This is a genomic window from Parabacteroides sp. AF18-52 (genome assembly GCF_003479145.1).
GTDB lineage: Bacteria > Bacteroidota > Bacteroidia > Bacteroidales > Tannerellaceae > Parabacteroides > Parabacteroides faecis.
This window is the reverse complement of sequence record NZ_QUGR01000005.1, coordinates 310,498-333,819: the sequence shown is the minus strand read 5'-3', so window position 1 is coordinate 333,819 and position 23,322 is coordinate 310,498. Positions and strand designations below refer to the sequence as shown.

At 42.7% G+C, this 23,322-nt stretch carries 14 protein-coding genes; 3 read left to right on the top strand and 11 right to left on the bottom strand.

Going from position 1 to position 23,322, the window contains the following annotated elements:
- Positions 1 to 19 precede the first annotated feature (19 nt).
- The 3 genes from DWX23_RS11510 to DWX23_RS11500 form a co-directional block, all read right to left on the bottom strand.
- Positions 20 to 3,403: a TonB-dependent receptor gene (locus DWX23_RS11510; protein ID WP_233587582.1), complete on the bottom strand. Its 3,384-nt coding sequence runs from the start codon at positions 3,401 to 3,403 to the stop codon at positions 20 to 22.
- Positions 3,404 to 3,653: 250 nt separating this feature from the next.
- On the bottom strand, positions 3,654 to 4,676 hold the full coding sequence (locus tag DWX23_RS11505) for a FecR family protein (protein ID WP_122357241.1): 1,023 nt from the start codon (positions 4,674 to 4,676) through the stop codon (positions 3,654 to 3,656).
- Between the two features lie 57 nt (positions 4,677 to 4,733).
- Complete coding sequence (locus DWX23_RS11500) at positions 4,734 to 5,318, bottom strand: RNA polymerase sigma-70 factor (protein ID WP_122357242.1); 585 nt, start codon at positions 5,316 to 5,318, stop codon at positions 4,734 to 4,736.
- 425 nt (positions 5,319 to 5,743) lie between these two features.
- Here DWX23_RS11500 and DWX23_RS11495 point away from each other — a divergent pair, with 425 nt between their 5' ends.
- On the top strand, positions 5,744 to 6,082 hold the full coding sequence (locus DWX23_RS11495) for a cupin domain-containing protein (protein ID WP_122374586.1): 339 nt from the start codon (positions 5,744 to 5,746) through the stop codon (positions 6,080 to 6,082).
- Positions 6,083 to 6,265: 183 nt separating this feature from the next.
- Here DWX23_RS11495 and asnB read toward each other — a convergent pair whose 3' ends face one another.
- From asnB to DWX23_RS11465, 6 genes are all read right to left on the bottom strand, one after another.
- Entirely contained in the window at positions 6,266 to 7,930 is a 1,665-nt protein-coding gene (gene asnB / locus DWX23_RS11490) for an asparagine synthase B (protein ID WP_122374585.1), read from the bottom strand.
- 13 nt (positions 7,931 to 7,943) lie between these two features.
- On the bottom strand, positions 7,944 to 9,365 hold the full coding sequence (locus DWX23_RS11485) for a glutamate synthase subunit beta (RefSeq protein WP_122374584.1): 1,422 nt from the start codon (positions 9,363 to 9,365) through the stop codon (positions 7,944 to 7,946).
- A gap of 33 nt (positions 9,366 to 9,398) precedes the next feature.
- Complete coding sequence (gene gltB, locus DWX23_RS11480) at positions 9,399 to 13,997, bottom strand: glutamate synthase large subunit (RefSeq protein ID WP_122374583.1); 4,599 nt, start codon at positions 13,995 to 13,997, stop codon at positions 9,399 to 9,401.
- 305 nt (positions 13,998 to 14,302) lie between these two features.
- A complete protein-coding gene (locus DWX23_RS11475) occupies positions 14,303 to 15,847 on the bottom strand; it encodes a HAMP domain-containing sensor histidine kinase (RefSeq protein ID WP_122374582.1) in 1,545 nt (514 codons plus the stop codon).
- 100 nt (positions 15,848 to 15,947) lie between these two features.
- Positions 15,948 to 16,403 carry a GNAT family N-acetyltransferase gene (locus DWX23_RS11470; RefSeq protein ID WP_122374581.1) on the bottom strand — a complete coding sequence of 152 codons (456 nt, stop codon included), beginning with the start codon at positions 16,401 to 16,403 and terminating at the stop codon, positions 15,948 to 15,950.
- 10 nt (positions 16,404 to 16,413) lie between these two features.
- Positions 16,414 to 17,304 carry an MBL fold metallo-hydrolase gene (locus tag DWX23_RS11465; protein ID WP_122374580.1) on the bottom strand — a complete coding sequence of 297 codons (891 nt, stop codon included), beginning with the start codon at positions 17,302 to 17,304 and terminating at the stop codon, positions 16,414 to 16,416.
- A 92-nt stretch (positions 17,305 to 17,396) separates the two neighbouring features.
- Here DWX23_RS11465 and DWX23_RS11460 point away from each other — a divergent pair, with 92 nt between their 5' ends.
- Positions 17,397 to 18,104, top strand: a complete 708-nt coding sequence (locus tag DWX23_RS11460; protein ID WP_122374579.1) for a DUF169 domain-containing protein — start codon at positions 17,397 to 17,399, stop codon at positions 18,102 to 18,104.
- A 95-nt stretch (positions 18,105 to 18,199) separates the two neighbouring features.
- The gene (locus DWX23_RS11455; RefSeq protein WP_122374578.1) at positions 18,200 to 21,283 is read left to right on the top strand and encodes an ATP-binding protein; all 3,084 of its coding nucleotides are present in this window, start codon (positions 18,200 to 18,202) and stop codon (positions 21,281 to 21,283) included.
- A gap of 126 nt (positions 21,284 to 21,409) precedes the next feature.
- Here the strand turns inward: DWX23_RS11455 and DWX23_RS11450 are convergent, their stop codons facing one another.
- Together DWX23_RS11450 and DWX23_RS11445 are read right to left on the bottom strand one after the other, a co-directional pair.
- Positions 21,410 to 22,009: a DJ-1/PfpI family protein gene (locus DWX23_RS11450; protein WP_122374577.1), complete on the bottom strand. Its 600-nt coding sequence runs from the start codon at positions 22,007 to 22,009 to the stop codon at positions 21,410 to 21,412.
- Between the two features lie 99 nt (positions 22,010 to 22,108).
- Positions 22,109 to 23,134, bottom strand: coding sequence for an acyltransferase (locus DWX23_RS11445; protein WP_122374576.1), 1,026 nt, complete (start codon positions 23,132 to 23,134; stop codon positions 22,109 to 22,111).
- Positions 23,135 to 23,322: the final 188 nt, after the last annotated feature.

Genomic DNA, 23,322 nt, shown 5'->3' with positions numbered 1-23,322 from the left:
ACTTTTTATACGATACAACTTAAAATGTAATATTACAGCCAATAGTAAATGTTCTTGGTATCGGATAGTTTGTTCTGTCTATACCTAATCCTCTCCAACTTAGACTACTGCTACTGCTAGCCTCTGGGTTGGTTCCCGGATAGGCTTTTATTATAGCCAGATTCTGTCCGGAAATATAAGGCCGTATTTTTGATATGTATGCATTCTTTTTAATAGGTATATTATATCCGAGTGTTACATTGCGGAGCGATATATAAGATGCGTCATAGACCATTCCCGTATGATAACTACGGAAAAGTTCTGTTGAAGGACCGTAAGTACGGGGGATTTTACCGTTACCCGGATTTTCTTCAGATCTCCAACGATCTTTTACATCTTTCGATACATTGAATACACCATCGAGATTCCAACAGTTTTCATATATACCGGCAACAACATCACCTCCGATTTGTCCTTGTAAGAAAATGCTTAAGTCAAAATCCTTCCATGAAAATTCGTTGGTAATACCAAATAATACACTCGGATTAGGATCTGCAATTTTAACACGGTCATAGATATCGATCACACCATCATTGTTTGTATCTTTCATGCGTGCCGATCCGACAACGGATGTTACGTGTTTGGGCTGCGAATTAAATTCTTCCTGTGTCATATAAACGCCGTCGAAAACATATCCCATGATTATACCGATAGGTTGGCCTACTTCCAGACGGTTCCAGTCTTCAGCAACATCGTATCCACCGATTGGCACGTTGTTGGGGCCGAGGGCTTTCACCTCATTTCTGGGAATGGTCAGATTCAGATTTGTTTTCCATTTGAAATTGCCGATAAGGTTTCTGGACTCGATAGATAGTTCATGACCCCATGCACGGAATTTACCGATATTTGCTTTGATATTGTCAAAGCCGGTAGACCAGGGCATATCTATTTGGTAAAGCATTCCGTCTGTGAATTTGTTATAGAAGTCGTATGTCATAAAGATACGGTCATTCAGGAAACCCAATTCCAAACCAATATCCCATTGATCCGTTTCTTCCCAGGTCAAACCGCTGTTACCTATAGCTGTAAGACCTTTACCGGGTACCAATGTATTTCCTAAAATATAGTTGCCGACTCCTACTGTAGACCAATGGTCATAGTTACCGATATTGTAGTTACCAGTGACACCGTAGCTTGCTTTGACCTTCGCATAATTCATTACATTATTTACATGACTCATGAAAGATTCATCCGAGAAAACCCAACCTGCGGAAACAGAAGGGAATGTAGCCCACCGATTGTTTACACCAAAACGGGAACAACCGTCACGACGGATATTGGCCTGTAAGAAATATCTGTCTTTAAAGCTGTAATTGACACGTCCGATTATTGAAGCCAGAGCCCATTCATCGATACCGGCACTTCCTCCTTTAGTAGCAGCGGCACTTATCCAGGGGATATCATCGTCTCCGAAATCAGTTCCGTTCAGATTACCGTACTCGGAAACAAATTTCTGAGCGGAATAACCAGCCATAAGGTCAAACTTATGATCTGCGATCTCTTTAGCATATGTCAGCAGGTTTTCAGCTGTCCATGTATAATATTGTTCCGAGTTATGCTGACTATAAGCTTTATTAGGCGGTGCCTGTACCCACGACCCTTGTGAAGTCGACGGAGTCCATTCTCTGAAGCGGCGGGAACCTAAGTCTGCACTGATCTGGAATTTATATTTTATTCCGGCGTAAATATCCACGTCGGCAAAAGCATTAGCCAGGATTGTATATATCCTGTAATTATTAAGTCTTTCATTTGCATAACGTTTCCAGTTCGGCTGTCCGAACATTCCCGGCGAGTTGATCGCGATAGTAAGGTCTCCGTTTTCATCATAAGGACTTACGCAAGGGTCAGCCGAAAGAGAGGCACTTAATATTTGTCGTTGACCGTCCGTATTCGCATTAGTATAATTCTGAACCATCGGAGATATATTCAATCCTAAACGGATCTTATCATTTACCTGATAGTCATTATTCGCTCTGAAAGTGAAACGTTCAAAATTGGAATTAACTACCAAACCTTCCTGTTTGAAATAGCCGAGAGATATATTCGTATTGAATTTATCTTTGCTGCCACTTACGTTCAACGTGTAATTTTGTATTGTAGCTGCCGAGCGTGTCACTTCTTCATACCAGTTTGTGCCTTTTCCATATTGTTCGGGATGCTGGTACATTTCCGGAACTCCGTCGGTATAGCCTTCGTATTTGGCTTTATCTTCGTACCATTCTTTCTTATATTGTGCGAATTCTCTGGCATCCATCATATCGAAATTATCAAAATCACTCAGCCCTTTAAGTGTCTGAACTCCGAAATAGGTGTTTAAAGTAACTTCAGTACGTCCTTGTTTGGCTTTTTTGGTCGTAATAAGAACAACACCGTTAGCTGCTCTGGAGCCATAAAGAGAGGAAGCTGCCGCATCCTTCAGGACGGTGAAGCTTTCGATATCATCGGGGTTCAGATTATTCAGGCCTGTTGATATAGGCATTCCGTCGACTACAATCAGCGGTTGGCTGGAGTTGTTGATGGATGCTGCACCACGGATTCTGAATGCCATTCCCTGACCGGGAATACCCGACTGCTGAACGACTTGTACGCCAGGGATCTGTCCCTGAACTTTCTGTGAAAGCTGTGCTACCGGTACATCGGCAAAATCATCTGCTTTCATCGTACTTACGGCTCCCGTCAATTCTCTTTTTTTCTGGGTACCATAACTTACGACAACGATTTCGTCCAGTTTCTGGCTGTCTTCTTTTAATGTCACTGAGTATTGGTTGGCACTACTTACCTTTGTCTCAAACGATAAATATCCGATAAAAGAAACCTCAAGGATATCTCCTTCCGAGACCTGTAAGGAGAATTTACCATCCGCATCGGTAACGGTTCCGTTGGTAGTACCTTTGATCACCACATTGGCTCCGATCACGGGGTAACCGGTGGCATCGATAACCGTTCCTGTAATGATTTTTCCATGTTGGCCTGTAATAGTATTTGTTGTATCTTCTTTTCGGCTTAATATGATCTGTCTGTTACTTACCTTATAATCGACATCAGTCCCATCGAATAAATAATGTAGGATAGTTTCTATACTATTTCCGTTAACAGAAACAGATACTTTACGGTCAACGTTTACCAGTTTGCTATTGTATAAGAAATAGAAATCAGACTTTTCTTCAATCTTATTCAATACTTCTTCCACTGTTGCATTTTCCATTTTCAGGGATACAAGTGCAGATTGGGAATATAAAGCTTCAGCGTTGGCTTGAAATAAAAAGCCTGCGAGAAAAAGAGAAGCGATCCGCATACGCATTGGAATTTTTGGTAATAAGTCAAAATTAGACTTAAAACCTTTTTGTTTTGACAAATTCTTCATAATTTCACATTGTCTAAATTGATTAGGTTTATAAATAACTTAATTAAACGATTACCATTCGTCAGGTGAGATTTTCGGATAGGTAATGAATTTGGAATAAGCGGGGAAATGTAGTCAGCATTTTCCCGTTTTTGTCTTTACGTTTTCATGTCATAATTTATTTTTTAAGTTAACAAATAATTAATACCAGTTCGCTTTTGTATATTAGACGTACTACCTTTCAAACCCCCTATGAAAAAAGTGATTTTTTTTATTTTAATGATCGTATAATGACTGTTCGCCTTGAATATGAATAGTCATCACTTTGTTCAGGCTCTATGATCCGGCATTTGATAGGTGCTGTCTTTTCTAATAGTTGTAGTATATTGCTTAATGATTCAGTCGTGAAAGTTGCGGAATATTCATAATTGTATATTTCTTTTCCTTCCAGTTTTATATCAACGTTGAAATGGCGGGATAAACGCCGGATGATTTCAGCCATACTAGCCCGGCGGAAAATCATTTTTCCGTCTTTCCATGAAGTGGTGACCAATAGGTTGGCATCAGCAACATCCATCTTGTTGGTTTCTTTATTAAAGGTTACCTGTTGCCCCGGATGCAATGTCCTGAAGGAGGGTTGATCGATTTCCGATACATCGACATGGCCCTTGGCTAAAGTTGTTTCAATATTTTTGTCTTCTTCGTATGCGTTGATATTGAACTCTGTACCGTAGGCACTGACTACCAGGTTGCCCGGGATAGTAACGTTAAACCGGTTTTCTTTATCGGAGGAAACTTTAAAATAGGCTTCTCCGGATAATGAAACATTTCTCTCTTTTCCGGTAAATCTTTCCGGGAAGGAGAGACGGGAACCGGAGTTCAACCAGACTTCAGATCCGTCAGATAATGTTACTTTTGATACTAATCCGTAGGCAGATGTGACCTCTAATTGTTCTATAGGCTTGTTATTCCATTCATTTAATGTGTTATATAGGATATAACTCGTAATCAATGCAGGGATTAATAAAACAGCAGCACTGGAACGGAGTAGTCTCCAGGCTTTATTTTTATAACTTTCAAAAGCGATCCGTCTGGATACTTTTTTCCAGTGTGCGGTCGGATCGATTTGTCTTTGGAGATTCAGATCATCAGCCCTTTGAAGGATAAAACGTAAATCATCGACTTCTTTTTTTAATTCAGGGGAATCCTGTATTAAATGATCGAAAATCTCCTTTTCTTCTGCTGATAAACGATTTTCCAGATACGCTATAATATGTTCTGTGTTTATTTCCACTTTTATGATTTTTGTATTAGACGTATAGGTCCATCAATTACCCTATATTAAAATGTGTTAATGGATAAAGAGTAGTAGCAATGGCAGATAATCCTTCAGTTCCACCCTCAGGTGTTTTAGAGCTTTCGTCATATGAGCTTCTACTGTTTTTATGGAAATATTGTGTTCGATAGCGATTTCGTTGTATGTTTTTCCTCCGAATCTATTCTTTTCAAAAACGCTCCGGATATTTTCCGGGAGTTTGGACAATGCGGCATTTAGCATTTGCTCCAGCTCAATGGTTGTGTATATATCTTCGGATGAATAGCTTTGGACAGAGATCGACTCTTTTTGTTGCCAGTCCAGTTCCGATTCTTTTTTTCTTAGATTGTCTATACAGCCATTTCTGACACTGGTAATAAGAAAGTTTCGACTAGAGGTGTTTATTTCTATGTTTTTCCTGTTTTTCCATATTTTAAAAAAAGTATCCTGTACAATATCTTCACAGGTTTCCCAATTATCTATGTATCGGTGGGCAAAGACACACAAAGGGGAGAAAAATTGAAAAAAAAGAGTACGGAATGCAGTTTCGTCATCTTTAATAGCAATTTTCCAAAATAAATTATCAATTATATTAATCTCCTTTTCCTTTGTATTGTCCATCGCAATAGAACTCTTTCTCCTTTACTATTGTGTGTAGTTCTTGAAGAACTATGAATAAACGAATACGGTAATTTGCTTATAATATGCCTGTTAGATATAGTCAAAAGTTTATTAACCACTATTATGGATGTATATGTTATTATTAACACACAAAAAATGAACTCTGATTATTACACAATTAACAACCACGAATAGTAAAATAAATTATATTTGTACCCTTGAAATGCATAAGTTCTTCAAGAACTAGGGTGTGAATTCTTTTTTCTTATCTTACTATATTCCTGTTTTTTTTAATTTAAAGAAAAGATAAAGCGATCTTATAGATGAATCATCAATCCTGACTGCATGAAAATATTATATCAATATTTGAAGAATATGTATTATCGTTTATCTTTACATTCTATTAAAATGTAAAATAATAGGTTATGAATCAGGAAAGTGCTAATTTTCAATTTGAAGAAAAGATAGAATGGCAAGACCTCGGTGGAGGTGTGCAGCGTCAGATCATGGGATATAATGATGATTTGATGATGGTAAAGGTGAAGTTTGAGACCGGAGCAGTCGGGGCACCTCATACACATCCGCATACACAGACTACTTATGTGGCCAGTGGCGTGTTTAATTTTATGACGGACGGGGAAACAAAGATCGTCAGGACAGGAGATGGCGTTTATATGAAACCAGGTGTTTTACATGGATGCGAATGTGTGGAAGCCGGTGTGTTGATCGATACGTTTAGTCCGGTTAGGGAAGATTTTTTATAACTGCCGGAATGTTATCCGGACGACTATAACCTTGAAAGTGTTTCACCCTAATGGAACAGTTGTTTCAACGTAATGAAACAGTTGTTCCATTACGTTGAAACACTTTTATTGTGTAGTTTAACGATTTTAGTTGACTACTTTCTGCCTAATCAATAAAAAGGGTTGACTCGGTTTATGTCACGGTCAGTAAGCCGCTTCATGTACTCCTTTGATAGAACGTCCGCTCGGTTCGTTCATATTACTGAAAGTAGCATCCCACGCCAATGCTTCAGCTGTGGAGCAGGCGACGCTCGGAACGGAAGGAACGCTGCGTGCGGCACTTTCGCTGGGGAAATGTTCTTCGAAGATAGTACGGTAATAATACTCCTCTTTGTTTTGAGGCGTATTGATCGGGAAACGTTCTGCCGCATGTTTCATCTCTTCGTCGGTGATCAGTTCGGATGTGATCTTCTTTAAGTTGTCAATCCAGCTATAGCCTACACCGTCGGAGAACTGTTCTTTCTGACGCCAGGCGATTTCTTCCGGTAACATGCCGGCAAAGGCTTCGCGGAGGATTTTCTTTTCGATGGTCTTGCCCTGGCACATTTTGGCTGCTGGGTTCAGGCGCATTGCTACATCCAGAAATTCTTTGTCGAGGAAGGGGACACGGCCTTCCACACCCCAGGCACAAAGGCTTTTGTTGGCACGCAGGCAATCATACATGTATAATTTACTTAGTTTACGTAAGGTCTCCTCGTGGAATGCTTTGGCATCGGGTGCCTTGTGGAAATAGAGATAACCACCGAAAACTTCATCGGCTCCTTCACCGCTCAACACCATCTTGATACCCATACTTTTGATCACGCGGGACAAGAGATACATCGGAGTGGAGGCGCGTACGGTCGTTACATCGTACGTCTCAATATAATAGATTACGTCGCGGATGGCATCGAGCCCTTCCTGTACCGTATAGTTGATTTCGTGGTGGACGGTGCCGATGTAGTCGGCTACCTTCCTGGCTGCGGCCAGGTCAGGGGCACCTTTCAGGCCGATAGCGAAAGAGTGGAGTTGCGGCCACCAGGCATCGGCTTTGTTATCGGTTTCGATACGTTTGGCAGCGTATTTCCTGGCAATGGCTGAAATGATGGAAGAGTCCAGGCCGCCGGAAAGGAGGACACCGTAGGGAACATCGCTCATCAGTTGGCGTTGGACGGCGGATTCGAGGGCATCATGTAATTCTTCTGCACGGGCGGGGTTCTCTTTTACATTTTCATAATCCATCCAGTCACGGACGTACCATCGGGTGAGGTCGATATCTTTGCTATAGAAATAATGGCCGGGTTTGAACTGGTCGTACATGGTAGCGAAACCTTCCAGACCTTTCAGTTCGGAAGAGATGAGAAGATGGCCGTGGTCGTCGTAACCCATATAAAGGGGGATGACACCGATAGGGTCGCGGGCGATCAGGTAGGTATCGTTTTCTTCGTCGTAGAGGGCGAAGGCAAAGATGCCGCTGAGCCGTTCGACGCAACCGGTACCGTATTTGCGGTAGAGGGCGAGGATGACTTCGCAGTCGGAACCGGTCAGAAATTCGTATTCGTCTTTTAGCTCTTCACGGATTTCACGGTGGTTATAGATTTCACCGTTTACGGTCAGGATCAGTTTGCCGTCTTTACTTTTCAGAGGCTGACCACCGGAGGCCGGGTCGACGATGGAGAGGCGTTCGTGGGCAAGGATGGCAGTGCGTCCCTGGTAGATGCCGCTCCAGTCCGGTCCGCGGTGACGGATTCGTTTACTCATTTCCAATGCCTGGCCACGGAGGGCGGAGGCGTCTTCACGGATGTTGAAGATTGCTGTAATGCCACACATAATCGTTATTGTTTTATTTTGTTAGATAGTTGTCTATTGCTTTTGCCGTTTCCCTGCCCGAAGCCATGGCGCGAACGACCAGGCTGGCACCACTGACGGCATCGCCGCAGGCGAATAGTTTGCTGTCGGCTATCTGGTGCTTATGGTCGACGACAATGTTTTTACGGGTATCTACTGCCAGTGAAAGCTCTTTGACAAGACCTTCCTGTTCGGGATGGACAAAACCCATGGCCAGGAATACGAGGTCGGCTTCGATGATCTCTTTCTTTCCCGTCAGTTTCATTTCGGGACGGCCTCCGTTTGCAGATGAATGCCATTCTACTTCCTCTACTTCTACGCCTTTCAACGTATTTTTATCTCCGATGAAACGGCAGGAAGCGAGATTCCACCGGCGAAGGCAACCTTCTTCATGGCTGCTGCTGGTCTTTAGTACCTGTGGATACATGGGCCAGGGAGTTTCAGGGTTATGACCGATAGGCGGTTTCGGCATAATCTCGATTTGTGTCACACTTGCTGCACCGTGACGATTGGCTGTTCCTACGCAGTCGCTTCCGGTATCGCCGCCGCCGATGACGAGAACTTTCTTGCCTTTACAGTTGATGATACTTTTGGGAGGGATGACGATACCTTCCAAAAGACGGTTTTGTTGTCCCAGCAGTTCGAGGGCGAAATGGACGCCTTTCAGGTTACGGCCTTCGATCGGCAGGTCACGGGGTGTTTCAGCTCCGATGGCGACACAGACGGCATCGTATTCCTTTACTATATCCTTGGCAAGGATTTCTTTTCCTACCATGGTGTTGACCCGGAACCGGATACCTTCCTTTTCCATCAGGCGGATACGCCGGTCGATGATGTTTTTGCTCAGTTTGAAGTTCGGAATGCCGAAACGGAGCAGACCACCCGGTAGTTCGTCTTTTTCAAAGACTGTGATTTCGTATCCTCTGCGGTTTAACTGATTGGCAACAGTCAGTCCTGCCGGACCGCTGCCTATGACGGCGACGCGTTTTCCGTTACGTACGGGGGAGACCGGCTGTACAAAACCTTCACGGAAGGCAGCTTCGATGATGGCGACTTCATTTTCACGGATGGTGACGGGTTCATCGCAACTCAGTTTCAGCACGCAGCTTTTTTCGCAGAGGGCAGGGCAGATGCGACCGGTAAACTCCGGAAAGTCGCAGGTCTGTTCCAGTACGTGATAGGCTTCACGCCATTGTCCTTTATAAAGGAAGTCTTGCCATTCCGGTTGTTTGTTTCCGAGTGGGCAAGCCCAATGGCAGAAAGGAACGCCGCAGTCCATGCAACGGGAAGCCTGACGGCGGCGATCGCTGCTGTTGAGTGTTTGTTCTACTTCGCTGAAATCGTCGATACGGTCTTCTACAGGACGATAGCCTGCTTCTTGTCTATGTATGGTGAGGAATGCTCTTGGATTTCCCATGATGTTTAAATGTCTAATGTCAAAAAAATCAGTTTAATAATCTCGCTGCATCTCCGCAATCTTCTGCTGCAACTTTTTCATCTGTTCTTCCTGCAGGACTTTCTTATATTCGATCGGGACGATACGGATGAATTCATCTACCTGTTTATCCCAGTTGTCCAGCATCTTTCCGGCCAGATGGCTGCCTGTGTAGTGGTAGTGCTTACGGATCAGTTCATGCAGTTCCTTACGGGTGGCACTGTCTTCGATCAGGGAGAGTTCGACCATTTCCATATTGCAGTAATAATCGAAATCGCCGGTCTTGTTCCATACGTAGGCCACACCGCCGCTCATTCCGGCAGCAAAGTTGCGGCCTGTGCGACCGAGGACGACAACACGGCCTCCCGTCATGTATTCGCAGCAATGGTCGCCTACACCTTCCACTACGGCTATGGCTCCGCTGTTACGTACGCAGAAACGTTCGCCGACACGACCATTGATGTAGACTTCTCCACCGGTTGCCCCGTATAATAAGGTATTGCCGGCAATCGTATTGTCCTCGGCAACGAAGGTGGAGCGTACCGGTGGCATCAGGCTGATACGTCCGCCGCTAAGACCTTTTCCGAGATAATCGTTCGCTTCTCCTTCCAGGCGGAAATGAACGCCGTGGGCAAGAAAGGCACCGAAGCTCTGTCCGGCCGAACCTTTGAATTTTATATTGAGCGTATGTTCCGGCAGTCCGGCATTTCCGTAACGTTTGGCTATTTCACCGGAAAGCATGGCGCCGACGCTGCGGTCTGTGTTGGCGATGGCATAATCGAGCGATACTTCCTGCTGCTGTTCGATGGCTGCCTGTGCATGACGGATGATGTCCACATCTTTCACATTCTCTATTTGATGTACCTGGTTGGTCAGATGATGGATAGCTGTGTGAGCAGCTTGTTCCGGGAGGTGCAATAGATGAGAAAAATCTAAAAGATCGTATTTGAAAGGGGACGCAGATGACGCAGAGAACGCAGACTTTCGCAGATTAAAATTTTTCAGTTCTGCGTCTGTCTGCGTATTCTGCGTCATCTGCGTCCCCTTTCTAATTCTAATTATAAAATCTGTCCGTCCGATAATATCATCCAGTTTGCTGTAGCCCATTTCCGCCAGATATTCGCGTACCTCTTCCGCCAGGAAAGTAAAGAAGTTTACCAGGTACTCATGCCGTCCGTGGAAACGTTTCCGCAGCTCTTCATCTTGTGTCGCAACGCCGACAGGGCAGGTATTCATATGACATTTGCGCATCATGACACAACCCAGGACGATCAGGGCAGAGGTGGCAAAACCAAATTCTTCGGCTCCCAGCATTGCCATCAGGACGATGTCGCGTCCGGTCTTCAGTTGCCCGTCGGTTTGCAGGCGGACTTGTCCGCGCAGATTGTTCATAACCAATGTCTGCTGCGTCTCCGACAAACCCAGTTCGGGGGGTAATCCCGCATAACGGATCGAACTGATCGGTGACGCACCTGTTCCTCCCTCTGCCCCGGAGATGACAATACGGTCGGCCTTCGCCTTGGCAACTCCGGCGGCGATCGTTCCGACGCCGCTTTCCGATACCAGTTTGACACTGATCTCTGCTTTCGGATTGACATTCTTCAGGTCGAAGATCAGTTGTGCCAGATCTTCGATCGAATAAATATCATGGTGGGGAGGAGGGGAGATCAACGAAATACCCGGTATGGAATGACGAGTCCTGGCAATGATATCATTGACCTTATATCCCGGTAACTGACCGCCTTCTCCCGGTTTGGCACCCTGGGCAACCTTAATCTGTATCTCATCCGCGTTGACCAGATATTCCGTAGTAACGCCAAAACGTCCGGATGCCACCTGTTTGATCGCGGAGCGGAGTGACGAACCATCTTTACGTGGCGTGAAGCGTACCGGGTCTTCACCTCCTTCACCGGTATTGCTCCGGCCATGTATCTTGTTCATCGCCATAGCCATCGTCTCATGTGCTTCTTTGCTGATGGAGCCGAAGCTCATGGCGCCTGTGACGAAACGCTTCATAATTTCGGAGGCGGGTTCCACCTGTTCGACCGGAATAGATTTTTGTTTCTTGAAAGTAAGGAAGTCACGCAGGAAGATGGGCGATTCTTTTTCGTCCACCATATGGGTATATTCTTTGAACTTCTTGTAACTGCCCAGGCGTGTAGCCAGTTGCAGGGTAGAAATGGTTTCCGGGTTCCAGGCATGTTTCTCCCCGTCTTTCCGGAAGCTGTATATCCCTTTATGTTCCAGCATATCATCAATTGGAAGGTTAAAAGCCTGCTGATGCAGAACGATCGCATCACGGGCGATCTCATCCAGGCGTATACCGCCGACGTTGCTGGTCGTACCGCCGAAATAGGTGCGCGCCAGTCCGGCATCCAAACCGACGGCTTCGAACAGTTTGGCTCCGCGATAACTGCGGATAGTACTGATCCCCATTTTACTCATCACTTTGAAAAGCCCTTTGCAAATGGATTTTACATAATTCTTGCGTGCCGTTTCGTAGTTCAGCTGGATTTCATGTTTCCCCTCCAGCTCTTTCAGGATGGCAAAAACCATATACGGATTGATGGCACTTGCTCCGTACCCCAGCAGGAGGGCGGCATGCATAACCTCGCGCATCTCGCCGGTTTCAACGACCAGAGCTGTCTGTACACGTTTTTGTACGGAGATCAGGTGATGATGTACGGCACTGACGGCAAGCAGCGACGGGATAGGTGCCCTCTTTTCATCTACGTTCTTATCACTCAGGATGATGTAGTTTACACCGTCGGTAACGGATTGTTCCGCTTGTTTGCACAGCTCGTCGAGGGCTGCTTTCAAGCCTTCCCGTCCTTTTTCCACTTCAAACAACATAGGCAGTTTGACTGCATTGAATCCTTTATAGCGGATGTTGCAGAGCAAATCTAATTGCGTGTTGGTCAGGATCGGATGATTCAGCCGTACCATTTTACAATGGCTTTCACTCGGCACAAGGATATTATTACCTACGGCTCCTATATATTCTTCCAGACTCATGACCAGTTCTTCGCGGATCGGGTCGATCGGAGGATTGGTCACCTGGGCAAATTGCTGACGGAAATAATTGAACAATAACTGCGGACGATCGGATAGAACGGCCAATGGCGTATCATTCCCCATAGAGCCGACCGGTTCGGCACCTCCGGTACACATCGGCATGATGATCTTTTCCACATCTTCGCGGCTGTACCCGAAGGTGCGTAACATTTTACTGTAGTTTTCGACTGTATGGGGTACTTTACGTCCTGATTTCAGTTCGTCCAGTTCCACGCGGTTGTTTGACAGCCATGTCTTATAAGGTTTGGCTTCGGCGAGTTGTTTTTTCAGTTCGCCGTCATAATATATTTCGCCTTTCTCTGTATCGACCATCAATATTTTTCCCGGTTGCAGACGGCCTTTCTCTTTGATCTCGTTTGCTTCAAAATCCATTACGCCCACTTCGGAAGCTACCAGCATCATGTCGTTTTTCGTGATCAGGTAACGTGCCGGACGCAAACCATTACGATCCAGCATACCTCCGGCAAACCGTCCGTCGCTGAATAACAGAGCTGCCGGTCCGTCCCACGGTTCCATCAGGATAGAATGATATTCATAAAACGCTTTCAGGTCATCCGATATCGGATTCTTCTCATTTGTACTTTCCGGTACCAGCATCGCCATGGCATGAGGCAGACTCAATCCGGAAGCGACCAGAAACTCCAGCACATTGTCCAGTGAGGCACTATCGCTCATCCCGGGCTGAATGATCGGACGGATACTTTCTATATTCCCGATCGTAGGTGAGGTGAGTACGCTTTCCCGTGCTTCCATCCATCCCCTGTTTCCACGGATCGTATTGATCTCCCCGTTATGTGCCAGCAGACGGAATGGTTGGGCCAGGCTCCATGTCGGGAACGTATTCGTACTGAAGCGGGAGTGAACCAATGCCAGTCCGCTTGTGAAATAATTATTTGTCAGGTCGGGAAAATAATGACGAAGTTGCATCGACTCCAGCATTCCCTTATATACAATATTTTTAGTGGATAACGAGGTCACATAGAAGTCATTTCTGCCTGGCAGGTCAGAGGTTGCTACTTTATTCTCAATACGTTTACGGATAACGTACAACTTCAATTCCAGCTCTTGTTGGTTATCGCATCCGGTCACGAAGAGCTGCTTGATATCCGGTTCTGTTGCCAGGGCATCCTTCCCCAATATATCGCTGTTGACCGGAACTTTCCGCAGGTGCATCAGGGTAAGTCCTTCCTTTTCAATCTCTTCGATCATAATACTGAGGATAGCGGATCGCTGTGCTTCGTCTTTAGGAAGAAAGACCAGACCTGTACCGTATTTCCCTTTTTCCGGTACGGGAATCCCTTGCAACAGAATAAATTCGTGAGGAATCTGCAATAGAATACCTGCACCGTCCCCCGTCTTGTTATCTGCACCTTCTGCACCACGGTGACGCATATTTTCCAATACTTTAAGGGCTGACTCTACAATGTCGTGCGACTTTCCTCCGTGAATGTTTACCAACATTCCTACACCGCAGGCGTCATGTTCATTCGCTGGATCATATAATCCCTGTTTTCTGTTTAAATAGATCTGTTCTTTCATTGTTCGTTGACCTTATGTTTGTATAATGCCTATTTTGTTATCAAATTGCTTGACAAATATAGGATATTTCTTTCATTGTGATATATGTCGTGATGTTAAAGTGTGACGTTTTTTTGCTTTATCTGAATGGATGGTTTCTATTTAATGTGATAGTTGTTGTTTTGGTATCAATATGAAATATATATACTTCTTTTTGCTTTCAATCTGAAAGATGTTCTTTTTGAAATGGTCAAATAAATAACAAAAAAGCCTTCCAGTTTTCCTGAAAGGCTTTTATATAGAAAATAAAGTGATTAATGTTTCTCTTAGATCTGTAATACCAGAATAAACCTGCATCCTTTTTTGTAGTCTTTATCGATCGACAGGTTTCCATTCAGTTTATTGGCGATCAGAGCACAGATTGGCAATCCGAGTCCGTCGCCATCTGCCAGGTCTTTGACTTCGTTGAATGGTTTGAACAGGTTCTCTTTTTGTTCATCAGGAATTCCTGTACCGTTATCTGTTACGATAAGATGGCAAAGATGAGCTCCTTTTCTCTTGAATTCCAGCCATATTTTGCCGGATGTCGTGTATGAAGCAGCATTATTCAACAAATGTAATAAGACACGTTCCAGCTGTTCCGGATTTGATTTTACTTCCAATTGAGGAGCATCTACGATCACTTCTACGTCAGGATGTATCTTATCCTTTACTTTATCCATCGCTTTTTTGCAGAAACTTCCCATGTTGAAGGATTGTGTCTCGTAAGTCTCCATTAAAGAACTTTCAAGAGAAGAAAGTTCCTGAATGTTCAGGCTGAATTGTTTCAAAGCATCTACACGTTTCTGGATAGAAGCCGCTTGTTGGGGAGCTGTATTACGTAATTCTCCTGCCGACATATCAAGCATATTGAGTGTAGGCTCCATTTGTTCGGAAATACTTTGAATAAATTTGGTTTGCTGTTCACTATGCTCGTTGGTTGTCTGGATAATGTTTTTCAGCTTTTTGTTGAGTACAATGAAACGTAACAACAGGAAGGCAAGTAAAGCCAAAGCCGCGATAAGAATAACCACCAATGTGCAGAGACCTACTATCATGTATTGTTTGCCCGATAGTTTGTCATCTTTTTCCTGTATGGTTTTCTGGCTTTCATCATATTTCAGTTGCAATGCTCCCAGTTCATCCTGTGCATTGAGTGCCTTTACTGAATCGGTCCAGACGATATACTTTTCATAGGTACGTTCCATTAACGGAGCATTATTTGCCGTACGGGCAATGGAGATCAGATGTCTGTAACATTCACTCACTTTGTCGTATTCTTTTTTGTCTTTGAACTGGTTGATCAGTTTGTTAAAACTGGCGTCTCCCTGATCGTTTTGTCCGAAGGTATAATAATAGCTTGCCTGGGTATATAATAAATCTTCGGCGAGCTTGTCGCTACCGGCTTGACTGACCAGGTTATCCAGAGTATTCAACTGAAGTTGGGCTTGCACTGCATTTTTGAGCTTGATGTACATTTGTAGCCGTTCTTTTGTCAGTTGGAAACGCTGGTCGTAGAATGTTTTCTGTGCTTTTTGTTCTTCGGTCAACAGAAACTGGGTCATTTGCCGGCAAAGCTCAAACGCTTCCTGATAGTAGTTTTCGCGGTAATAAAGATATGTCGCTTTTGTTCCACAATCAATGGCTTGCGTATAGTCTCCTTCATTCGAGAAGGCTTTGTAAGCTTGGATATAAAGATAACGGGCTTTGGTAAAGTCCTTTTGTTCCAGGCTGTTCTGTGCCTGTTTCATTAAATCGTTTGCTTTGTTCTCCGCAAAAAGCGAAGTACAAAAACAAATTGCGAGGGTGATAATAAAATACGTGATTCTCATAAACTTTATTTTTATTAGAAGCAAATATATGTATTTATTCAAAATCAAAGCATGAATTAGGTTGAAAAAGTTACAGCATAATCTCTGTTATTCGGAGAAATTATGCTTTTATTTCTATTTCGTATATCCGTGATTCGTCTTCCCAGGGATGGTATCCTTGTCCTATATATTTGAATCCCAGCTTTTCATAGAAGCCTATATGCTCGGTGCTGAGGTATAGTTTGTTAAAACCTGCTTTAACCGTATCTTCTTTGGCTTTCTCCAATAAAAGGCTGCTATAAAAATTTCCTCGTTGAGTTTCGTCTATATACACAGCGCAAACCCATGGATACAAATCCATCCGGCTGATAAAATCGTTCGTGATCAGTCCTGCACAGCCGATGATCTGATCATCTTTTTCCAACAAATACCATTGTGGAAAAGAACTCGGAGAATCTATACAATGATTAATACTATCCTCATACATGACGGGATATACAGAAGGCCATTTACTTTGCAGATAGTTGATCGCTATGTCTTTGTATGCCGGATTTTCTTTTACCGATATAATTTTCATGAGGTTGTATTTAATGGGGTGAATGAACGCTTTTCCATTGAAGCGTATTGTTCTCAAAGCTGACGGATAATTTACCCAGATCTTTGAGCCAGGAAAGATAGGAGCGGATCGTGCTGCCTACCAGTACGTATTGTTCAAAGTTCATCGATAATCCGTATTTGTCGAAAAGCATCTGAAGAATGTTTTCGCTATTTTGAGGGATGGAGCAGATTTCGAGCAGGGTGTCGGCTATCTCGTAAATCTTATTCCGGTTGACAGATACCAGTTCTTTTATGTCAGTTGTCATTTCTGCATGCGAAGGAATAAATCGTGCAGCCTGCATCTTTTCAACAAAATCCAGTGTTTCCAGGTAACGGGCAACATCGTAAATGAAAGAGACCTGGTATTTATTCAGAGTTGATTCACTACTGATGCAATCTGCCAGGAAAACGGTATCATCAGGAGTACGAAAACCTACCATATCAAAAAAATGGCCGGGTAGGGGAATGATCTCCAGTTCACGAGGGAAATCCTTATCGGCAAAAGGCAACGTTTGGCTTTCTTTCGCTAACAGGAATTTATTCCGTAACTCTTTACAGGGATATCCTCCATATAAGAATGACGGTTCTAATATGGGGTATTGTGTAAAAGCTGCTTCTATCCCGTTAGCAAAAACCGGACAGCCGATTTGTGTTTGTAAATAAGCATTTCCTCCAATATGATCTGCATTGGAATGGGTATTGATAATCCCTTTTATTTTCCAGTTTTGTGCAGCAGCAATCTTAATGATTTTTTTGGCCGCTTCTTTATCGTTTCCGCTATCGATCAGATAAATATCCGTATCGTTTTGCCGATAGATACCGATCTTTGCCGGTGAGTTTATATAGTAGCTTTGTTCTCCTGCTTGTTGAAGTTCATACATAGCTTTTGATTTATATTGTAATGATTGCTCAAATATACTATAATAGAATTGAATTTTTCGTATATTTGACAAAACCAATAAATAATCAGATCATGGACATAAATGTATTTCTCAATAATTATCGTGAAGCATTTGGTGAAAAAGTGGATCTTCCAATCGTCTTTTGGTATTCAGAGCAACCGGTAAACTCTGTTGATAAAATCGGAGGATGTTTATTCAAATGTATGAAGGATGTCAGGGATGGGCAAACGGTTACTTTGAGTGTGGAAAATATCGGTTGTGGCGGTGGAAAATTCTATACTGGTTTTACAGAGATGCCCGAACGGATTCCCGGATTTGTGTCTTTAAAAGAAAAATACAAACAAACCCCTGAAGGCGTTTCTGAGTTTTTGGAGGAATTGCAAGTTCCGAGAGCAAAGATGGATTATCTGAATTTTGCCCGAATGGATAAAGTTGAGAACTTCGATAATCTGGAAGGAATTCTGTTCCTGGCAACACCCGATATGCTTTCCGGCTTGGCTACCTGGGCATTTTTCGATAATAATTCACAGGATGCCGTTACTTCTTTATTTGGCTCCGGTTGTTGCTCTGTAGTCACACAAGCTGTTATTGAGAATGCGAGAGGGGGAAAGCGCACTTTTATCGGATTCTTCGACCCTTCCGTGCGTCCTTATTTTGAACCGGATATTTTAAGTTTTATGATACCGATGTCACGTTTCAGGGAAATGTACGATACAATGCGGAGTAGCTGTTTGTTTGATACGCATGCCTGGGGAAAGGTAAAAGCCAGGATGGAATAAAGAAATTTTGATATTGTATAAACCTCTATGCATTGTATTTAAAATGATTTAGTAATTTTGTTGGTGGTTAATTGAAACAGCTAACAAATAATACAATGCCAGATTATAAACATATACTTTCCTGTTGGCACAAACTGGAACATTTTTCTCCGGCTCTTCTTCCGAAAGATAATAGTGTAAAACGATTGGGAGAGGAGCTTCCATGGATGCGTCCGTTGGAAGCAAAAGATCCGAGAAAGACGATTCAATACACTATTTATCTGGGTGTCTTTTCTCTGACATCTGTTTCCGATTTTGTAAAAAAATTCTTTAAGGATGAAAGTATCAACCCAAATCCGGTTAATGCCAAGGTTTGTTATGCTTCTTTTAAACTGGATTGTCAGGGTATATACATACAAAATACATTTGGCCTTTCTACGATGCCTTGGGCATTGAAACAGTTGGAAGAAGATAAGGTGGAAACCGATACCTGGTCGGAGGATTTTAATCAGTTAAAATCTAATATGTTTGAGCAATTAACCGAGAACCGGAAAGAACTGGTTGAAGACTTTCTGAGTTATTTGTCAGATACCCAGACACTCGAAAATCTACAAGAAATTCAATCATTAATCATACGGAAACTGAAGTGGAGTACTTCTCCTGAAACGGAAATATACATCCGGACAGAAGAAGTTTTCAAGAAAAATAACCCTTCAGATCCGGATGAATCGAATGCTGATATATTGAACAGTTTCTATATCGACGATTTGGAGCGGATAATTGCTTCTTATGAAAAAGAAGGTTATAATACAGCATTTAAGAATTATTTGAGTGCCTGTTTGAATGAAGATTTCGCTCATTCGGACCTATCCCTGCATCCTGAGATTCTGAAAGAAAGTCTGATTCCAGAAAATTACCCGGATGGTTGTTGGCCGTCTCCTTATGGGGCAAGTTTGATGCAACAGTTTGCTGTAAATACTGTCAATAAAGAGTTGGCCGGCGAGAAACAAGAGGGACTATTTTCTGTAAACGGACCTCCCGGAACAGGAAAGACAACCTTGCTAAGGGATATTATTGCTGCAATTCTGGTGAAGCGTGCTAAAAAGATGGTTGGTTTTACTGATCCGGCAAAGGCTTTCCGTAAAATAGGTGAGGTACAGGTCAGTGATAAATATACTCCGTTTATTTATGCACCGGATCCTTCCATCAGTGATGGAGGTATTGTTGTTGCTTCTTCGAATAACGGAGCGGTAGAAAATATCTCAAAAGAACTACCCTTAAAAGGAGAAGTAAAAGGTTATTCTGATCAGGTTGGATATTTCCGGCAGGTTAGTGAGGAATGTCTGGATGAACAATATTGGGGAATAATCGCTGCTGTATTAGGAAATAAAGAAAATCAACGAAAACTGATCGGTAGCATCTGGAATGGGAATTCGGAGAAGGAAACCTATACGTTAAAGCAACAGTTAGCCGATTATAAACCCACAGAAGAAGAATGGTTAAATGTTGTATCGTCTTTTAAAAAGAAGCTCCATGAAGTCGGGGATGAGAAATCCCGTCTGACTGGTTTTATGAAAGATGAGGAAAACAGAGAGAAGATTCGGATTCAGTGTGAAGATGCAGAGAACCGTTTGACTTTTGATAAGGAAGAATTGAATAAACGGGAAAATGCATCTGCTCTGTTGTCTGCTGAAATAGAAGAGGGTACGCGAAGAAGGGATGAAATAAAGAGTGAAATGCAACTGTTGCAGTCTACTCGTCCCGGATTTTTTACATATTGGTTCAGTAAGGAAGTACGAACTCAATATAAAAAGGCTGTGGCTTCTGTTTTGTCGGAATACAATAGGCAGACAGAGACTATTGCAGAGCAGAAGGCTCGGTTACAGGAACTTTATTCAGAAATAGAGAAGCTGAAAAAGAGACAGGAGAAGAGTAAAAAGGATTATGATAAAGTAAATGCATTATATACTCTGCTGGTAGATTCTACTGAAAAAGCTCGTCAGGAGTTAAAAGGAGCCTATGCTGATGCTGAGTTTTGGAAACAAATCGAATCGAAGGAAACACAAGAAACCTCTCCCTGGTATTCTCAGAAACTGAAGCAGTTGCAATCCGAATTGTTCATCGAAGCGATGAAGGTGAACGAGCTGTTTATACTCCGGGCAAATGCAACATCGAGTCGGATAAAAACGACATTGGATGGTTTCTTCAATTACCTGAAAACGGGTGGCGACCTTACCGAGAAGGAGATACAGGCGATGTGGAATACGTTTTGGTTGGTTGTTCCTGTCGTCTCTTCCACCTTTGCATCTATCCAGCGTATGTCCAGTACGTTGGGTGCGGGTTCTATTCCGTGGTTATTTGTAGATGAGGCAGGACAGGCCGTTCCACAGGCAGCAGCCGGAGCTATCTGGCGTTCGAAACGGGCCGTTATTGTAGGTGACCCTTTCCAGATAGAGCCTGTCGTAACAATACCGGAGCAGATCATCAATAATTTTAGCCATTATTTTGGACTGGATAAGACGCAGATACATACTTCACTTTCCGTTCAGTCGATGGCTGACCGGGCGAATCCGTATGGCTGGATTACTAATGATACCTGGACCGGTTCACCTTTACGGGTTCACCGCCGTTGTATCGATCCGATGTTTTCCATTGCTAATGAGATCGCATATAATAATATGATGTATAATTCGACTCAGGGAGGTGCGTCTGGTTTGATTATGCAGAACGGATTTGTACAGGTTGAGGGTCAGGTGTGTGGTCGTCATTATGTACCGGAACAAGGAACTGTCATCAAGCTGATGATTATGGATGAGATCCGTCAATTACAGGATTTACCGGATTTGTTTGTCATCTCTCCATTTTTGGAAATACCATCTGTCCTGAAAAAAGAATTGCGTCAACCGATAAAGCAAGCACTTGCCCCCTTTAAACCGATCGGAGATGATGAACTGAAGAAATGGCTGGATGCTCATATCGGAACGGTCCATACTTTCCAGGGAAAACAGGCTGCAGGTGTCATTTTATGTCTGGGACTTGATGAAAAGACAAAAGGCGCTGCTGCTTGGGCTTCATCCAAACCCAATTTGCTGAATGTGGCTTTGACACGTGCTAAATTACGGTTTGTAGCCGTAGGTGATGGAAAGGTTTGGTTGGGACAACCTTATTTTTGTAAGTTGAAAGGATTGTCCTCAAAATAAAGGGTTCCAAAAACTCAACCTCTTTACGAAGCAATTCATTTTACACCAACAGTCGAACGAAATAATCATTCGACCAGATGTCTAATTTAAAATTATAGTCATACTCGTTTCTCTGTTGGCAGGTCTTTATTCTTTGTTAGTAAACCTCATATATTTCTTTACTTCATCTACATTTTCTGTTGAAGTTAGCATTTCCAGCAATTTAAACGAAACATCTAAACCTGTTGCTGGTCCTGTCGATGTTATGATATTATTATCAATCACTATGTGTTTATCTTGAACATTTGCACCCAAATTTGCAAGATACTCTCTACCATATATGTCGGATAAATCGTATGTGGTTGCGTTTCTATCCTTTAAAACACCAGATTGTCCCACAGGTATTGCAGCAGCACACACAGCAGCAATTACTTTTTTATATTTATCAAACTCACGTATCAAGTGGAGAAACCGTTGGTCAAAGGCATCTTCATAATATCCTGAATCTTTAAACCCACCAGGAATTGCTAGTGCGTCATAGTCTTCAATATTGATTTCCTTAAATTCAATCTCAGGGTGAACAATAAAATTCCATTTACATTTAATCTCAGATCTAAGTCCCGTAGTTATCAAATCAACAGGTTCAATTCCGAACGCTCTGCTCCATCCAAAAACATCTGTAAATACACTCGCTTCGTATTCTTCAAATCCTTGTGCGAGAAATAATAGTACTTTTTTGTTTCTCATATATTATTCTTTATGATGGTTACCTTGATTTATATAATTGCCTTATCAGGGGCGTATTTTTAGATATCTTCTGCTCTTTTTTACTTTCTGCGGAGTTGTTTATTTTAAATGCTTCCGAATATACTTATTCACCGGTTTTTCAAAATAGCGGTACGACAGTAAGCTGCAACAGATGGTAATCAAGAGTAAGATTGGGATTACTATTTGCCACGGATAATTCCAACCGGTGCTTTTGTATAATTCTATAATAAACAGGTGGATAAGGTACATGGCGTAACTTATGTCGCCACCGATTACAAGATATTTATTACTCAGAAAGCGGGAAATCATTCCTTTGTTCATTGCAAAGACATAAAGGAGCAAAGAGACGGGTAACCAATAATATACCGAATACCGATATACTTTAGGTAGTACACCGGCTGAACCACAATAATAAAACGCAATGAATAATGCTACCGCTCCGATTTCAAACCATGTCGCCCGATTTACACTCCAATTTCCTGTACTCTTGTCATACAGTTTGAAGAGCAACATTCCCACAAGGAAATCCGGTAGCCGAGTCAATGGATTCACATACCAGTAAGCCCGTATCTGCTCTTCAGGAGTGAAATACATACCACAGGCAACTATTAAACCTGTTGCAATCAATATCCAAAACAACTTACGGGTATCGCTTAGCCATAAAGCTAAAAATGGAAATAAGAAATAAAACAGTTGTTCGCATCCCAAACTCCAGGAGGGAGAGTTGAAAGCAAAGAAGTAGTCCGTCTGCGGAATGAACGGGTGAACCAAAAATAATTGTGACACGAGTTTTAATACCGTGTCCCAGTTCATAGCCAATAGAGCCCCTCCGACCAGAGGATACAACATAAGAGTGGCGATATGCAATGGATAAACTCGTGCGAAGCGGGCTATCCAAAATTCACGATGAGATATACTTTTAGATTCAAATTTTCGTTGATAATTATATGCGATGATAAAACCACTTAATACAAAGAAAAAACTTACCCCGACAAACCCTTCTTTATATAAAAAATGGGAGAAATGAGGATCGATCACATAACAATGTGCGGCAAATACCATCAATGCAAATATAAACCTTAACGAGGTAAGAGGTTTTATCATGTCTAAATTTTTATTTCTGATTATGGCTGCAAAGATAATTTAAAGTAATCTCAGGTCCTAACGATTCGTCTAATCATTACAGATTATCATTTTGATAATTATCCCTTCATTTTCTTGCTTTGTATGGAGAATGGTAGGTGAGAAATGCTCTTTGGAAGCCTCAGCAGAGGTTGAAGTTTATTATAAAG

Excerpts from the sequence above, each read along its gene's own strand:
- DWX23_RS11495 (WP_122374586.1), top strand. The coding sequence starts at position 5,744 with ATGAATCAGGAAAGTGCTAATTTTCAATTTGAAGAAAAGATAGAATGG.
- DWX23_RS11465 (WP_122374580.1), bottom strand. The coding sequence starts at position 17,304 with ATGTATGAACTTCAACAAGCAGGAGAACAAAGCTACTATATAAACTCA.
- DWX23_RS11460 (WP_122374579.1), top strand. The coding sequence starts at position 17,397 with ATGGACATAAATGTATTTCTCAATAATTATCGTGAAGCATTTGGTGAA.
- DWX23_RS11470 (WP_122374581.1), bottom strand. The coding sequence starts at position 16,403 with ATGAAAATTATATCGGTAAAAGAAAATCCGGCATACAAAGACATAGCG.
- DWX23_RS11485 (WP_122374584.1), bottom strand. The coding sequence starts at position 9,365 with ATGGGAAATCCAAGAGCATTCCTCACCATACATAGACAAGAAGCAGGC.
- DWX23_RS11450 (WP_122374577.1), bottom strand. The coding sequence starts at position 22,009 with ATGAGAAACAAAAAAGTACTATTATTTCTCGCACAAGGATTTGAAGAA.
- DWX23_RS11445 (WP_122374576.1), bottom strand. The coding sequence starts at position 23,134 with ATGATAAAACCTCTTACCTCGTTAAGGTTTATATTTGCATTGATGGTA.
- gltB (WP_122374583.1), bottom strand. The coding sequence starts at position 13,997 with ATGAAAGAACAGATCTATTTAAACAGAAAACAGGGATTATATGATCCA.
- DWX23_RS11500 (WP_122357242.1), bottom strand. The coding sequence starts at position 5,318 with ATGGACAATACAAAGGAAAAGGAGATTAATATAATTGATAATTTATTT.
- DWX23_RS11455 (WP_122374578.1), top strand. The coding sequence starts at position 18,200 with ATGCCAGATTATAAACATATACTTTCCTGTTGGCACAAACTGGAACAT.
- DWX23_RS11510 (WP_233587582.1), bottom strand. The coding sequence starts at position 3,403 with ATGAAGAATTTGTCAAAACAAAAAGGTTTTAAGTCTAATTTTGACTTA.
- DWX23_RS11475 (WP_122374582.1), bottom strand. The coding sequence starts at position 15,847 with ATGAGAATCACGTATTTTATTATCACCCTCGCAATTTGTTTTTGTACT.
- asnB (WP_122374585.1), bottom strand. The coding sequence starts at position 7,930 with ATGTGTGGCATTACAGCAATCTTCAACATCCGTGAAGACGCCTCCGCC.